The sequence below is a fragment of the Mycoplasma sp. 1199 genome, assembly GCF_034863365.1.
Lineage (GTDB): Bacteria > Bacillota_I > Bacilli_A > Mycoplasmatales > Metamycoplasmataceae > Mycoplasmopsis.
The window spans coordinates 32,701-48,707 of the sequence record NZ_JAYFFA010000004.1 but is presented as its reverse complement, the minus strand read 5'-3'; the positions used below and the strand labels follow the sequence as shown (position 1 = coordinate 48,707).

The following is a 16,007-nucleotide window of genomic DNA, read 5'->3' as shown; positions in this document are numbered from 1 at the left end:
ATAATCTAATAGCTTCTAAAACTTCTTCGTGAGGGATTGAACCGATTGGTAGCACTCTTTTGCAATATTACTGTTGAATTAACTTTTGTTGTTTCACCAAATTTTGTTATCCCTAATTTGTTCTGATAATACTTAATAACATTATTTGTAACTTTACTTAAGCAAGAGTTTTCTTTAAACGAAAGATTACACTATTTAAAAACAAAACTTTTTTCATATTTTCCTTTCTATTTTGTAAAAAGTTAATTTTTTACTATTTTTCTCATTAAAATCTAACTTTTTTTCACAAAATTTTTTTGTTAAGAAATAAAAAAATCTATCCCTTAAGGGATAGAAAATTATCTAATTAAGCAACATATTTTTCAGGATGTTTTTGTTTCATTAATTCAATGAATTCTTTTTTATCCATTGAACCATATTTGTTCATTAAATCAACACATTCTTCATATTCAGAAATAGCTCATTCAACATCTTCAAATCCATCAACTGATGTAATTCCTGGACGTTTTCAGTTTTTGTATGTACTAAAGAATGTTTTAACTGTATCTAAAAATGGTCTTGGTAAGTCTGATAATGAGTTAATGTGATCTAATCTGTAATCATCAGCGTGAACTGCAATTAATTTTGTATCAGTTTCACCGTCATCGATCATTTTCATAGCACCAATAATTCTTGCATTTAACAATGAACCTGGAATGAATTGTTCTGATGAATATAATAATACATCAAGTTCGTCTCCATCTCAGTCTAATGCCTCAGGAATGAAACCATAGTTGCAAGGGTAAACAAAATCTTCACGTAAGATTCTATCTACTTCAATTTGTCCTGTTTTTCTGTTGTATTCATACTTGATTCTTGAGTTTTTTTGAATTTCAATTTTAATTTGCACTTCTTTTTTCATAGTCATATTATAAAACAAAAATATTTCACTTTCTACTTTGCTTTTTTTTTTTTTTTACAATAAGGATATAGATAAAAACGAAGGGATATATATGAAAAACAAAAAATATTATACGAACCCAATATTCTGATTATCATTAATTTGAATATTTATTATTTCTGTAGCCATTATTTACATAATATGATCAGCTGTTGTGATACAAAAACAAGGTTACTATTATTATTCAGAATGAATTGCTAGAATAAAAATAATTATCTCAATCATAGCAACGATTACATTTATTCTTCACATAATATTAATGTTTTTACAAATCATTGCTATTGTTAGACTCTTTCACAGAAAAACAGAAGATGATATTGTAATAGCAGTATTATATATTTTAGCCTGTGTATTTGGCCCAATCTTTAGTTTTGGAAGCTCAATATTAGCTAAAAAATATGAAATAGATTATTTCTAGCACTTTAGTTTTTCTAAGTGCTTTTTTATTAAAAAAACTAGGTTATCCTAGTCAATTTATCTATATTTTCTACGCTTTTCGTATGATGATACAACTGGTTTATATTTAGTTCTATGTATTTTAGTTGGACCAAACACATTTAAAGCATCTAAATGTTTTTTAGTCCCATAACCTTTGTTATTTTCAAAATCATATTCAGGGTATATTTTCGAATATTCTTTAAGCATTCTATCTCTTGTAACTTTAGCTAAAATGCTAGCAGCAGCAACTGAAATTGAAATTGAATCACCTTTAACTAAATTAATTTGTTCATAGTTTTCTAAATTTAATTTTTCATAATCTGTAATTATTAAATCAGGTTTGTTTTTAAGTTTTTTAACAATAGATTCCATACCTAAAATTGATTCTCTTTTAGGATTTGAATTATTGATTTGTTCAAGATTTCTAACTTCAATGATATATTCAACACAATCGTTGACTATTTCTTCATAAAGTTCTTCTCTTTGTTTTTCAGTTAACTGTTTAGAATCTTTAATTTTGCTGTTTGAGTATCCTTTAGGAAAAATCACACCAGCAACTACTAACTCACCAGCTAAACAACCTCTTCCTACTTCATCTAAACCAATAATAACATCGTATTTGTCTCAATAATTCTTTTCAAAATCTAACATAAGTAAATTATAAAGTTAAATATAATTAATATATTGATTTTATTCCAAACAAGGAGATATTATGGGTTCATTAGTTACAGCACATTGTGATATGTGCAATAAAGATTATAGATATGCTTTTGGAACAATTGCTGATGTAGTTCCATTTGATATTATTCTCAAATTAATGGTTAGAGAGCAAAAATATTTATTAGACTTTGAAGTGTATAAAGAAGTGTTGAGAAAAGAGTTAGCTGAAGATCCACAATTTAAAACTTTATCTTATGAACAACAAGATAAAGTTTTAGAAACTTCATTTAAACAGGTTGATGAATTCTTCCCTCAAGAAGAAAAAGATATGATTAAAAACAACATACTTTGAGGTGGTTCAGTAGAAATTTACCCAATTGTTGATTTAAGAATTCCTGAAGAACAAAGAGAAGTATTTAATGTACCTTTAGTTCATTTAGAATTTCTAAGACCTGAAGGAACTGTTAAATATGACCGTAAATATAATGAGAATGTTTTATATGTTCAATTCACACCAGATCAAAAAATGTTAACTTGTCCGAAACACGTGACAATTTCAGCTAGAAAAGTAAAAGAAGATAAAATCTAAAAGCAACCATTTTATAAAAGGATTTTACTTTGAAATAACTGCCTATTTCGATAGTTTTTTGTTTTTTAGACAATGAAATTCAAATCAAATAATTTCTATAGCACCATAAAAAGAAGTGTGTTGCTATCAATATTTTATTAGTTATGTTTCTAATATTACCCCACTAATATTTTTAATATTAGTGGTATACTTTAAACATATTTATTAATGGAGTAAAAGATATGACAAAATACACAGAACAAGAACAAGTAAGACGTAATAAATTAAACTTTTACAAAGAAAATAATATTGAAGCTTTTGCAAAAGCAGATGGATTAAAAGAAAGATCATATTCAGATGAATTAGCTTCTAAATATGAAAATGTATCTAAAGAAGAATTAGAACAAAATCCAGTTTCTGTTGCTATTGCAGGTAGAATTTTAACAATGCGTGGACCTTTCATTTTAATCAAAGACTACCACGGAAAAATTCAAGCTTACTTCAACAAAAAAGAACATGATGAATCTGTTAATGCGTTAGTATCATCTTTAGACTTAGGAGACATTATTTATGTTGAAGGTAATGTTATGAAAACTCACACAGGCGCAGTTACTGTTAAAGTTCAAAATATTAAACTTTTAACAAAAGCTCTTAAACCACTTCCTGATAAATACCATGGATTAGCTGATGTTGAAGAAAGATATAGACATAGATATGTTGATTTAATTGTCAATGATGAATCAATGCAAGTGTTCTGAAATAGAACAAAAATCATTAGTGAAATTAGAAGATACTTTGATGAAAGAGAATATATGGAAGTTGAAACCCCATTCTTACACGATTATTTATCAGGTGCTTCTGCTCGTCCATTTAAAACACATCACAATGCATTAGATCAAGAATTTGTTCTTAGAATCGCTACTGAAATTCCTCTTAAAAAACTTTTAGTTGGTGGAGTTGATAGAGTTTATGAAATTGGTCGTATTTTCAGAAACGAAGGAATCGACACAACTCATAACCCTGAATTCACTTCAATTGAATTCTATGAAGCTTACTCAAACCTTGAAGGAATGATGCAACGTACAGAAGAACTTATTAAAAGAGTTGCAGCTAAATTAGGTAAAACAACAGTTATTAACAAAGGCGTTGAAATTGATTTAGCAAAACCATTTAACAGAGTTGATATGGTTGAAGCTGTTTCTAAAGCTACAGGTAAAGATTTTAGAAACATTTCATTTGATGAAGCTGTTGAGGTTGCTAAATCATATGGTATTAAAATTCAAAAATTCCATCAATTAGGTCACATTATTAATGAACTTTTTGAAGAGCTTATTGAAAAAACATTAATACAACCAACTTTTGTATATGGACATCCATTAGAAATTTCTCCTCTTACTGCTAAAGGTCAAGACCCAAGATTCGTCGAAAGAGCTGAATTGTTTATTAACACAAAAGAATATGCAAATATGTACACTGAGTTATCAGATCCAATTGATCAATTAGAACGTTTCGAAGACCAATTAAAAGAAAAGAACAATGGAAATGATGAAGCTAGTGACATTGATTGAGATTTCGTTGAAGCATTAGAATACGGAATGCCTCCTACAGGTGGATGTGGAATTGGAATCGATAGATTAACAATGTTGTTAACTGAAAAAGATTCAATTCGTGATGTTCTTTTATTCCCTACAATGAAACGTAAATAGTATTTAAATTACAGACTTTTAAAGTCTGTTTTTTATTATACTTTTTGTAGTCCAATTGTACTTATTCCATAGTCTCCAAGGTATAAAAAAATACTCACCACTATTTTGTGGTAAGTATTATTCAACATAATTAATTATTCTTTTCAGTCAATATCTTTTGGATGTTTTGTAGTTTTGTTAACTGTGATGTTAGCAACTTTTCCGTTTTTGATTGTGAAAACTTTATCAGCAATTGGTGCTATAAGAGGGTTGTGAGTAACCATAACTATAGTAACACCATATTTTTTATTAATGTCATATAAGTAATTTAAAACAATCTTTGAAGTAGCATCATCAAGTGCTCCTGTAGGTTCATCAGCGAAAATGATTTCAGCATTTTTAGCCAATGCACGTAGGATTGAAATACGTTGTTGTTGTCCCCCAGACATTTGTGATGGATATTTGTTTTTAACATCTTCTAGTTCAAATTCTTCAAATAACTTATCAATGTTTAATCTTTTGCTTTTATCTTTTTGTAAGTAAGCACCTGTTTCAACATTGTCATAACCATTTAGATTTTGTAATAAGTTGTAATTTTGAAAGATAAAGCTAACGTGTTTTCTTCTAAATAAAGTAAGTTTGAAATCTGAGTAGTAAGGTAAGTTTTGATTACATACAATAACTTGTCCTCTACTTGGTCTATCAAGTCCACTTATAAGGTTAAGTAATGTACTTTTTCCACCTCCAGACTTACCAAAGATCATAACAAATTCACCTTTGTTAATTGTTAATGAAACATTCTTTAAAACTCTAGTAGCGGTAGTTCCTGATAAGTAAAACTTACTTACGTTTTTAACTTCTATGACTGCGTTACCTGTGTTTTTAAGTTTTTCATTACCATCTTTAGATCTCTTTTTGTTTGAAGCTTTTCTAATAACTCTAGCAATTGATCTGTCTAATACAACTTTGTTACTTCCACCATCAGCATCAAGAATGTCAAATACATTTTTCTTTGTAATTTTTACATCTGATGTCTTTTTAGTTAAAACAACAACTTCTTGAGTGTCTTTATTTGTGTCATTGTTTACATTTACGTTTTTATTTTCCATTATTTACCTTTCAATAAATCAATTGGTTTAACTTTGTTAATTCCGATTCAAGATAATATTGACGTTACTAAGAATACTCCTAGAATAACTAATACTGTCACTAATATGTTTAGAGGTGAAATAACAATAGGAATTGCAATAGATGCAGCTGATGTTAAGAAACCACTAAAGATTGATATAAATCCAAATGCTAATGAGATAGCTATTAAGATAGATATAAGAATAAATGGTAAGTAAATTCCATAGAAAATCTTAATTTTTTCTTTTTCATTATATCCAAGGATTGATCAGATAGCTATATTCTTCTCATTTTCTCCAATAAGAATTGTTGAAATGATTACCAATATAACTATAGAAATTATGAATGCTAAGATTGTTACAATAGTTACAATTTTTTGAACTGTTTGCGCAATAGACATTGTGTAACCTACTTCAATAACTTTAGAATCTAAAGTATTAGCCATAGGGATATATAAGTCGTTATTGAATATATTAGCAAACTTCTTAATGTATTGTTCTGCATTAGCTCTTGCTAATAAGTAGTTATCTTTAATACTTTCAGTTTCTTTATATTCAGGATTTATAAATTTAGCAATTTGTAAGTCTGAATATCCTAAAGTACTCATTACTCCATCGATTGTTGAGTTATCTACTGTTTGTTTTGATCCAAATAATGCATCAAACATATCTTCAAGATATTTAGTTGTTAAAGTAGATGTGTCGAACGATTGGATAGCCGGTCAGTAACCACTGTTTGAATATAATCCAGCTGATGATAATAATTGCATTGGTAATGGGTGTTTAGACATAATACCGTTAAACACTTCATATTTAGGGTTATGTTTAACTTTATCTAATCCTGTAAGTATATCAGCAGCTTTTTTAGGAATAATAAACTCATTATTAATATATGTTGGGTTTATACCTCTAACAATGAATTTGTAAGTTTGTCTCTCTGGTTCTTTATATTCAGGGTCAACTAATTTCTCATAATATTCATTTATCTTATCTTTGAATCTATTTACATTATTGTTTACAACAACTTCAAATTTTGATCCAACTAATAAGTTAAATGCTTTTGATGAAACTTCGTTAATAATAAGTGGGATAGGTTTATTGTCAACGTCAAATCCGTTTTGACTAAACTCGTCATTAATTAATTTAAGTAAATCCTCTCCACTAGTAGATTTAATCTTAATTTGTTTTGAATCTTCTTGGTAACCATATAACTTAATAGTTTCGTTCTTGATTTTACCTCTCTTAATTTGATTTGCATCTACGTATGTATAAAGCTCATCAAATTCAGGGTCAAAATATAAGCCACCAAATGAAACTAAGAAGTCACTTACAACTGATGCATTAGGATTACGTTTTAATAACTTACCATTTTCTTTATAGATTTGTTTGTATCCATTGATTAAGAATTCTCTATATTCATCTCTATAAGCTGATGTCGAAATTATTATTTCATCAAAATCAGTTTTATTTTTGTTAGCTTGAAGATAAACAAATTTACCTAATTCAGGGCTAGTTTCATTTTCTACATAACGGAAGAATCCTGAAACTGTTCCTGTTTGAACTAACTCAATCATTTTAGTCATATCAAGAATTTTTCTATCACCATCTTGTTTGTAATGTAAGTTTGGTTGTGTTCTTTCAAGTCTTCTACCAATTTCATTTCTTACTGATGTAATTCTTGATTTTTGTGAGTCAGGTAATGAATTGTAAACTTGATCTCAAGGATCAATTGAAACTGATGAATCAATCTTAATGTTAACTGAGAATTGTGAAATTACGTGTCCATCAAAATCTGTAGGATTTCCGTTTGGATATCTATATGATGTAGTTCCATCAGGGTTTTTGATTGCAAGTTTATTTACAGCTGTTGATATACCTGGTTTGAAGTAATCGCTTTGATATTGGTTAATTTCAGCAATATCTCCAACAGGTACATAAAGTGTGTTTTCTAAATCTTGTGCTGTGAACAGATTAATTCCACCACCTTCTATTGTAGGTGTTCTTAAGTCAAATTTGTAATTGTAACTTCTGTTTTTATATGTTTTTCTAATTGATGATTCAAATTCACCAAAGGTTGCTATTCCGAACAATGTAGTTATAGCAACTAAAATGATTGAAATACCAAATGATGCCAGTTTTCAGAAGCTGTGGAAGATTAACGAAGCACTAAATTTAGTTTTAATATTTCTCTTCTTGAATAAGTTTGCATATTTAGCATGGAAGTCACCTGTACTTACTTCTGTTATTCCACTCATTAAGTCAATTGATTTATATCTTAATGAACGAATTGAAACAACAATAATAAGTATAGACATAGCTGCAAGTGGTAATATGATGTTTATTCCAAATGAAACTATTGAGAAGTTTAGCGTCTGAATCGGTATAGCTCAATAATCACTTAATAACTTAACAGCTTCAGCATGTATTAAGAAACCGGTTAAGTATCCTGCGATACCTCCAATAATGATTGTAAAGAACGCGAACACAGTCATTGATAACGAGATTTCTAATGGTGTATAACCTTGAGAAACTAAAATACCAATAGCCTTGTTTTTGTTTGTAATGTATCTCTTAATAATGAAAATAATTGAGATAGCAACTAATGTAATTAAGATAGATAATAAGATTTTTGAAACGAAACCGATTACTTTAATGAAGTTTTTAACTGCAGTAATTCTAATTGCACGTTCAGGGTTAATTCCATCAATTTCATCATCTAGATAAACTCTAGGTAAATCATTTGAGTTATTTGTCGCTTTATTAACAACCTGAATTAATTCTTGTTTAAGGTCTTCATTTGTTAAGTTTGTTGAATTCTTAACAAGTAAGTATTCTTTAACAACATTTCCTCTGTAAGCTTGTGCAATTTTGTCAAACCCTTGTGAGTTAACATAAACAATAGCTTGGTTATTTGTATTAACTTGTAAGTTTGCTTCATCCACAACTGGATAAATATTGTCATATGTATAATCGTCACCGATAATGATAAATTCTGAACCATTTACATTAATTTTGTAATCCTCAGGAAGATTTTTGATTAATTCAACCATTCCGATTGGATTATTTGGCAATTCACCATCGTAAATTTTCTTGTTGTTTTTAGCTAATCATACATAGTTAACTTTTGCAATGTATGAACTTGTTTGGTCAAATTTAAGTGTGTTATCTAATTTGTTAACACCTGTAATTGTGTTTAAAACATCTTCAATAAGTTTAATAATGTTTACACCAAATGGTGAATAATTTTCAATGTTGTTCCCAACTTTTGAATATCAGTATTGAATAATTTCGTTGTCAAAAGCAACATTTAAAAGTCATTCTTTACCAATAGTTGCAAACACAGGTTTTCCTTTTTCGAATGAACTAATAAATTCACTTAATTCAACATCATTTCTAGCTAATTCCTCGAAGTTAATAATCTTATCCATTATCAAGTAAGCAATATTTGCTTTATTCTTACCACTGTCTCCTAGGTTGTTTGTGTTTGTTAAGAATCAAACTGCAACTTCAGGATGTTTAACAATTGTTAATGGGTGTAATAATGCATCCGAAATTCCTAATCTAACAACTGGAATTTCATTAATTGAGTTACTTAAGTAAATGTTAAATGTATCAAAGTGTTTTACAAATAATTCGTTTGAAAATACACCTTTAATTAAGTTTTCTAACACAACTGAATCGATGTTTGTAAATTCTGATAAGTAAACATCTTTGAAGTGTTCCGGGTTGAATTTACCGTATAACTCAGCTGTCGCAATGTATGCAAATGATTGAATAATTTCTAACTCATTATCTTGCACATATTGTTTATATTCAGGGAATTTTTTAATTAATTCAGCTAATAATGAATTTGTATAGTTACCTTGTTCATCTTTTGCAAAGAAGATTTCTTTAAGTTTTAAAGTATTTGCAAGTGATTTAGTAATACCAAATCCCGTTTTTTCAAATGAAACAATGTTTTGTGATGATGGTTGAATTAAATCAAATGAACTAAAATCAGATAATATTTCCGAATTGTTAGCTAATTTTAATAATTCAAGAGCAAACTCTTTAGTTTTTACACTGTCAGCGTTTACTGATTTATCAAACATTTTCATTCAAACTTTGAATAATGGGTATGCTTCTTTCACATAGAAGAATGGGTCATTATTTTTGTTGGAAATATCTAAGAATTTCTTAATAGCTTCTTGAACTAATGAATGAACTGAATTGTTTTCAATTGGCTTGTATTCTGCAAAGTATTTGTAAATATCTCCAATTGATAAGTTGGGTTGTAATTTAACATTTGAAGTTGTTTGCACAACTAAGTTAAGAACTTGAATTCATTCATTAATTAATTGCTTAGCTTCACTTAAAGGTATTTCTCTTTTGTCTTTAGTAAATCCAAATACACCCATAGCATCATTTGTTTCTGATGATGGGAATGATGTTAGTGAAACTGTGTTTCCATTTCAATTTTCAAATCTAACTTTGTATGAGTGAACAAAGTTGTAAAGTTTGTCAAATAAACTTAACGAATTTTGAGTTGATGTAGATGTACTAGTATTTGCTCCTGCTTCAGTTGTTGAAGAAGGTTGAGGAGATATAAAGATGTTAAGAAGGTCAAAGTAGTCTAATTTTTCATCATCTGCAACTGGAATTGTTAAATATAATCCGTTGTCATCAATTTCAATATTTGTCCCTTTATCTGAAAGGTTAAACATTGAAATTATTGATTCTTTAAATGATTTATTTGAACCCGGTAATGCAAATAATGATTTAATAAGTGCATAAATAAAGTCTTTTGATCCAACTCCTGATGTCGCATATTTGTTTACTCTATCTACACTTTGATGTTCAGTGTAGAACATTTGTTTTTTACTTAAAACAGCATCAATAAAGATGTCAAAATCAAATAAGTTAATTACATACTTAGTTCAATCTATAACGTTTTTAAATGATTTATCAGCTGAACCTGGATACAAGTTAATAATTTGTCAAATAGGTTTAAGTTGAGGCATAAATGAATTAAATACGTCATATAATGGGTTAGTTTGATCATTAACATCAGCTAATAAGGCAATGTTAATATTGTCTAATAAGTCAAATAAATGCGTTTTGAATGCTTTTTGATCAACTGATCTAATAAATCATTCAATTAATTCAAGCGTTGATAATTTTCTTACGTACTTAACAATTTCTTTAGTTCCATCAGCTTTTGTAATTTCTCTATCAACTAAATGATCATGTTCATTTAAGAAAAAGTTGTTTGATTGCTCTGTGAACTTAACAAAGTTAACTGATTCAATAATTCCAATAATTGAATCAAGCATAACAACAGGATCTTTAATAAATTTTGATAAAGTCCCCACTTTAACCGGAATTTCTACACCAAGTACATTTAAAACATTAAATAATTTTTGGATTTGCTCAGTCAAATATTGTTTTCTTTCTTCAAGAGTATCTTTTTGTGCAATAAATCTTCTTAAGTTTGTAAATAAGTTAACAATAAGTTTGTTTGCATAATCACCATTTACATTGTGTGATAACTTGTAAAGGAAATCAAGGAACAATTTAGGAATAATCCCTAAATCAATACGTCCTGATGAGAAAATTGTTGCAAATTTATTTATATTAGCTGAATATTCTGTGGCTTCAATAAATGCATAAATAATGTCTTTAGTTAAAAATCCTTGTTTTGTTAAATCGCTATCTAACAATACTTTTTGGATATTTTCAAAAGCTTTATTTAAAGTTTGTTGTGTAGCCGCTTCATTTAAAACATCACTTAATGGAGCTCTATAACCAAAAGGTAAGTAAACAACGTTATCAAATTCATTACTATGTTCAACTCATCCTTCTGGGTTGATTTTTGCCATTAATGTCAATTTATTGTTTTCTAAGTATGAATCTGTTTCTTCTCAAGTTAATCTACCAGTTGATAAACGTTCTTTATCAAATTCAGAAACACCTTTTCTTGATAATGAAACATTTTGTCAGTAAAGTAACTTTTTATTAGCATCATAAACAGGTTTAATTATGTAGTATGTATCTTGTTCTCTTGATGGAGCGAAAGTAATTCCTAATTCAGCAAATTGATTAAAGTCGCTATCAGGTAATAAATTACCTTGTGCATCTCTTTCTGATCCAACAAATTTTGCTAATTTGTAAATTTTCGATCTATCTCAAACTTCAAATAATTTAGTTTCTGGGTAGTTTTGATAAATTTTCACTTGTCCATATGTCATATCTAATGAAACGTATTTTTCATATGGAATGACGTTGTTAATAATTTCACCTAAAATCTTGTGAATTGCATAATATGGTAATTCTCTAGTTTTGAAATAACCATCAACATTTGAATAAAGATTAAATAAACCTGTTGGATTATCAATTTCATTGAAAAGTTTATTTACATTGTTTTTGATTCCATCAATCTTTTGTTCATTATCACCCGTATTAACAAAGTGATATACGAATTTTTCATTTTTAGATGTGTCGAATGCATCAATTGTGATTGATTCCTTGATACCTATGTTATCTGCACCAACTTTTTCTGAAACTTGGTTGTAGATATCTTTTTTAACAATATCTAAAGCACCATTTTTAATTTTTGTGAATGTGATATCTCAGATTCTTTTATTAGATAACTTTTCAAATTCTTCTTCTGTTAATCTATCTCTTGATGTTTCGATTTGAGCAATTGTTTTATATCCATCAAATGCATATTCTGCATAATTAGGAATCTTCGTTCTCTTTTCATAATTTAACACTGGTAAAAGTAAAACATTGTTTGGAACAATAGCACTTACATCATTAAGTAACTTGTTGTAAATATCAGTTAATTCTGGAACTGATTGTGATTTGTTAATTGATGCAGTTTGCAATCTTGTGTTTACATCGTTAGCTATCGCATCAATTTCTGGAACTCTACTCTTGTACTCTGGGTGGTTGTCAACTTCTTTTCTTGTGAAGTTATAAATTTTTAAAATAAGAGTTTTTAAGTCATTAATAATAATTTCTTTAATAGCAAAGTCTCTATCTAAATAACCTGGTTGGTCTGATAAATCAGCTAATCTAAGTTGCTCATTGTATGTTAAATCATATGTAAGAACTGAATTGTTCTCATAAATTAACTCTTTGTTTTCTTTTAAAACACCTTGTTCATCAAAGTGGATAAAGTATTTAAGTGAGTTTTTGTTTCAATATGAGAATTTTTTAAATTCTGATGGTAATTCACCATTGTTTCCTTTAATTAAATTCTCCATAAATGTAACATATGCTCCATCTCAGTTTTTCTTGAATGGATCTACATATGTTGATTCATAAACTTTTCTTTGGTAATATGTGTATTCCTCTTGTTTTGCAGCTCATTTTAAAGGAATGTTGTAAGTATGATTTGTTTCAAAAACAAATGGAATCGGTTTGTCTAAAGTTCTTGATTCGTCATATAAAGATGAATAATCAAATTCTGTATTTAATTCAACATTAACAACATCAGTTGGTTTAGCATCATCTTGAATGTTAATTAAAGTTGAGTTTTTATCTTTATTAAGGATGAAAATGTAATTGTTACCTTGATATTTATCAAAACCAAGTTTGACAGCAAGTGTTGCTGGTTCAACACTTAAACAAACTCTTTCATACATTCATTCTTTACCTTTAACAACGTCAAAAGTAGCTTCTTTTGTGACAATATTTAAGAATAAAGTTTTAACTTGAGAAAGAATAACATTACTTTCAGTATCTGTTGTAATGTATCCAATATCTTCTAATTTATAAGTTTTATCAAGCACAAAGTGGTCATTTAAATTTAAAACAACTTGTGTTGTAACAGGTGAATATGAGTCATTTTCTTTTTTGTATAAGTTAACAATGAAATCAGTTTTCATTCTCATTGTTTTGATAGCTTTATCAAAATCCAATGTTAATGAACTTGCGTTTTCATTCTTGAAGTCATAAGTGTTGTAGATTTTTATAAAGTCAACTCTATCAATATATTTGTCTTTATATTTTTCCTCATCAACAAATAAACTTAATGGAATAAATGAATCTGTAATTCTTGTTAAGTCAATTACATAACCTTCTTTTTTGTAATTATCCGTTATATAGTTAATTCCCTTATCATAAACACTTTTATTTTCGTAAACAAGTGAATCTGATTTAGAAAGTCCGTTAACAAAATATCCATCATTGTATGCTTTCGCATTTGTTGATAGATTTAAATCGATTGTAATATTGTGTGAAACTGATTTTTTCTTAGCAGCTTCATATTGTTGCTTCATTGATTTAGCAGCATCATTTAAAACAGTGAAAACTCCTGCTGTTAAAAATACAAGGATAGTTAACCCTATAACAGTAGCTTTATTTTTAAATAATGACTTAAAGACTTCTTTAAACAAATTCTTCATAAAATCCACCTTTAAAAATTTACTTATAATTAATTTATTAATTATAAAGCATTTTTGTATAAAAAAAACAACCGGAAAACCAGTTGTTTAATCACTATAATTTTTCAATTTCAGTTCCATCTTCTGTGACCGGATTATCACTATCAATAACTACATCTGAAACTAAGTCAGCAGAAATACTTTCTTCTTTTTTATCGTAAAAATCAGTTTGTGTACTTTGTCCAATATTAGGGTCAGAAGTCATTTGAATTAATTCATCTAAACCTACAGCACTAGCTTTTTCTTCTGATTTTTCTTTTTCAGGAGGTAATTGTAAGTTTTTAGCAATGTATTCAATTTCTTCTGCAACAATTGTTTCTTTTTCAAGTAATGAAGTTTTAATCAACTCTAAAAGTTCTCTATTTTTCTTAATAACTTTTGTAGCTATATTTTTAGCTTCTAACATTATTTTTCTAACTTCAAGATCAATTTCGTGGCTAATTTGGTTAGAAATTGATGAACTTGTAGCTAAAGTTTTTCCTAAGAATGGAGAACCTTCTTCTTCTTGATATTTAATCGGACCTAAATCAGACATACCAAATTCAGTAACCATTCTTCTAGCAATTGCTGTTGCTTTCGAAATATCATCTGCAGCACCTGTTGAAATTTTATCTTCTCCATAAATAATTTCTTCTGCTGCTCTACCACCCATAAAACTTGCTATAGAAGCTAATAATTCTTCTTTAGTATAGTTGTATTTTTCATTTTCAGGCATCATTAAGTTATATCCACCAGCTTGACCACGTGGAATAATAGTAATCTTTTGAACTTTATTACCACCAGGAACTTTTATACCAACAACAGCGTGTCCTGCTTCGTGGTAAGCAACTAATGTTAATTCTTCCTTAGTAATAGTTCTAGATTTTTTAGCCGGACCAGCCATAACTCTATCGATTGCCTCATCGATTTGATCTCTTGTAATAATACCTGTATTTTCTCTAACTGATAAAAGAACGGATTCGTTAATTACGTTTTCTAATTGAGCTCCTGAGAAACCAGGTGTTCTTCTTGCAACATTTTCAAACGAAATATCATTTGAAATACGTTTACCCTTAGCGTGTAGTTTTAAAATTGCTTCACGTTCTTTTACATCTGGTAATCCAACTGTAATAACCCTATCAAAACGTCCAGGTCTTGTTAAAGCAGGGTCTAAAACGTCTGTACGGTTTGTAGCTGCAATAAATAATAACCCTGAGTTTTCTTTAATACCATCCATTTCAACAAGAAGTTGGTTAAGTGTTTGTTCACGTTCATCGTGACCTCCACCAATACCACTTCCTCTTGTTCTACCTATAGCATCAAGCTCATCAATAAAAATAATTGCTGGCGCATTTTTACGTGCTTCTGCTATAACTTGTCTTACTCTTTTAGCTCCCATACCAACAAATAACTCAACAAAGTTAGATGCTGATACAAAGAAGAATGGAACATCAGCTTCTCCTGCTGTCGCCTTAGCTAATAAAGTTTTTCCTGTACCAGGAGGACCTCCTAAAAGAATACCTCTAGGCATTCTGGCTCCTGACACTTCATATTTTTTAGGATTTTTTAAGTAATCTACTATTTCTGAAATTTCTTCAATTGGTTCTTTATTTCCTGCAATATCAGAGAATTTTTTATCTGATTTAATAATTTGAGCAGGACTATTGTCACCAAACATAGCCCCACCTTGCCCTGACATCATTTTAGCTTGTGATCTAAAAATAAAGAACATTATTCCAAGGAATAATAATGTAGGAATAAATGGAAGAATGTATGTTGAGAAGAATCCCGGTTGTGGTGCTGCTGCATTTTGAATTTCTCCTGAACTTACCACACCATTATTTACAAATTTTGTTGCTTCTTTAAGAGGATCTTTAATTTCATACACTTCATTTATGAAGTTGAATGAACCAGGTGCAACAATCTCAAGTTGATTATTATTTTTTATAAGGGTACCGTGCATTTGATTAGTGAAAGGATCAAACTTAATTAATTTAAAGTATGTTCCATCATCTTGACTATTTGCTGCATCCTTGATGTATTCAACAAATTTGCTTGTTGAAATATTTTGAGGACCTGTTAACTTACTGATAATTAAGTAAAGTCCAACTGATATTATTAAAACAACAACAAAAGCTATCAATATACCAGGTCAACGTCTTTTTCTTGGCATTTTATCTC

At 28.7% G+C, this 16,007-nt stretch carries 8 protein-coding genes; 3 read left to right on the top strand and 5 right to left on the bottom strand.

From position 1 onward, the window contains the following. Positions 1–346: 346 nt before the first annotated feature. Positions 347–901 carry an inorganic diphosphatase gene (locus tag VBM89_RS02700; protein WP_323188714.1) on the bottom strand — a complete coding sequence of 185 codons (555 nt, stop codon included), beginning with the start codon at positions 899–901 and terminating at the stop codon, positions 347–349. A gap of 91 nt (positions 902–992) precedes the next feature. On the opposite strand from VBM89_RS02700, the gene VBM89_RS02695 reads away from it, so the two are divergent. After that, positions 993–1,358, top strand: coding sequence for a hypothetical protein (locus tag VBM89_RS02695; protein ID WP_323188713.1), 366 nt, complete (start codon positions 993–995; stop codon positions 1,356–1,358). 56 nt (positions 1,359–1,414) lie between these two features. On the opposite strand, the gene VBM89_RS02690 is transcribed toward VBM89_RS02695, so the two are convergent. Then, positions 1,415–2,029 carry a ribonuclease HII gene (locus tag VBM89_RS02690; RefSeq protein ID WP_323188712.1) on the bottom strand — a complete coding sequence of 205 codons (615 nt, stop codon included), beginning with the start codon at positions 2,027–2,029 and terminating at the stop codon, positions 1,415–1,417. Between the two features lie 61 nt (positions 2,030–2,090). On the opposite strand from VBM89_RS02690, the gene VBM89_RS02685 reads away from it, so the two are divergent. After that, a complete protein-coding gene (locus VBM89_RS02685; RefSeq protein WP_323188711.1) occupies positions 2,091–2,627 on the top strand; it encodes a hypothetical protein in 537 nt (178 codons plus the stop codon). 221 nt (positions 2,628–2,848) lie between these two features. Continuing rightward, complete coding sequence (lysS, locus tag VBM89_RS02680) at positions 2,849–4,312, top strand: lysine--tRNA ligase (protein ID WP_323188710.1); 1,464 nt, start codon at positions 2,849–2,851, stop codon at positions 4,310–4,312. A gap of 134 nt (positions 4,313–4,446) precedes the next feature. On the opposite strand, the gene VBM89_RS02675 is transcribed toward lysS, so the two are convergent. The 3 genes from VBM89_RS02675 to ftsH all read right to left on the bottom strand — a co-directional run bounded on the left by VBM89_RS02675 (position 4,447) and on the right by ftsH (position 15,999). Then, positions 4,447–5,400 carry an ABC transporter ATP-binding protein gene (locus VBM89_RS02675; RefSeq protein WP_323177717.1) on the bottom strand — a complete coding sequence of 318 codons (954 nt, stop codon included), beginning with the start codon at positions 5,398–5,400 and terminating at the stop codon, positions 4,447–4,449. Beyond that, positions 5,400–13,808: an ABC transporter permease gene (locus VBM89_RS02670; RefSeq protein WP_323188709.1), complete on the bottom strand. Its 8,409-nt coding sequence runs from the start codon at positions 13,806–13,808 to the stop codon at positions 5,400–5,402. Before VBM89_RS02670 ends, VBM89_RS02675 begins: the two co-directional genes overlap by 1 nt. 94 nt (positions 13,809–13,902) lie before the next feature. Then, positions 13,903–15,999: an ATP-dependent zinc metalloprotease FtsH gene (gene ftsH, locus VBM89_RS02665; RefSeq protein WP_323188708.1), complete on the bottom strand. Its 2,097-nt coding sequence runs from the start codon at positions 15,997–15,999 to the stop codon at positions 13,903–13,905. Positions 16,000–16,007 lie beyond the last annotated feature (8 nt).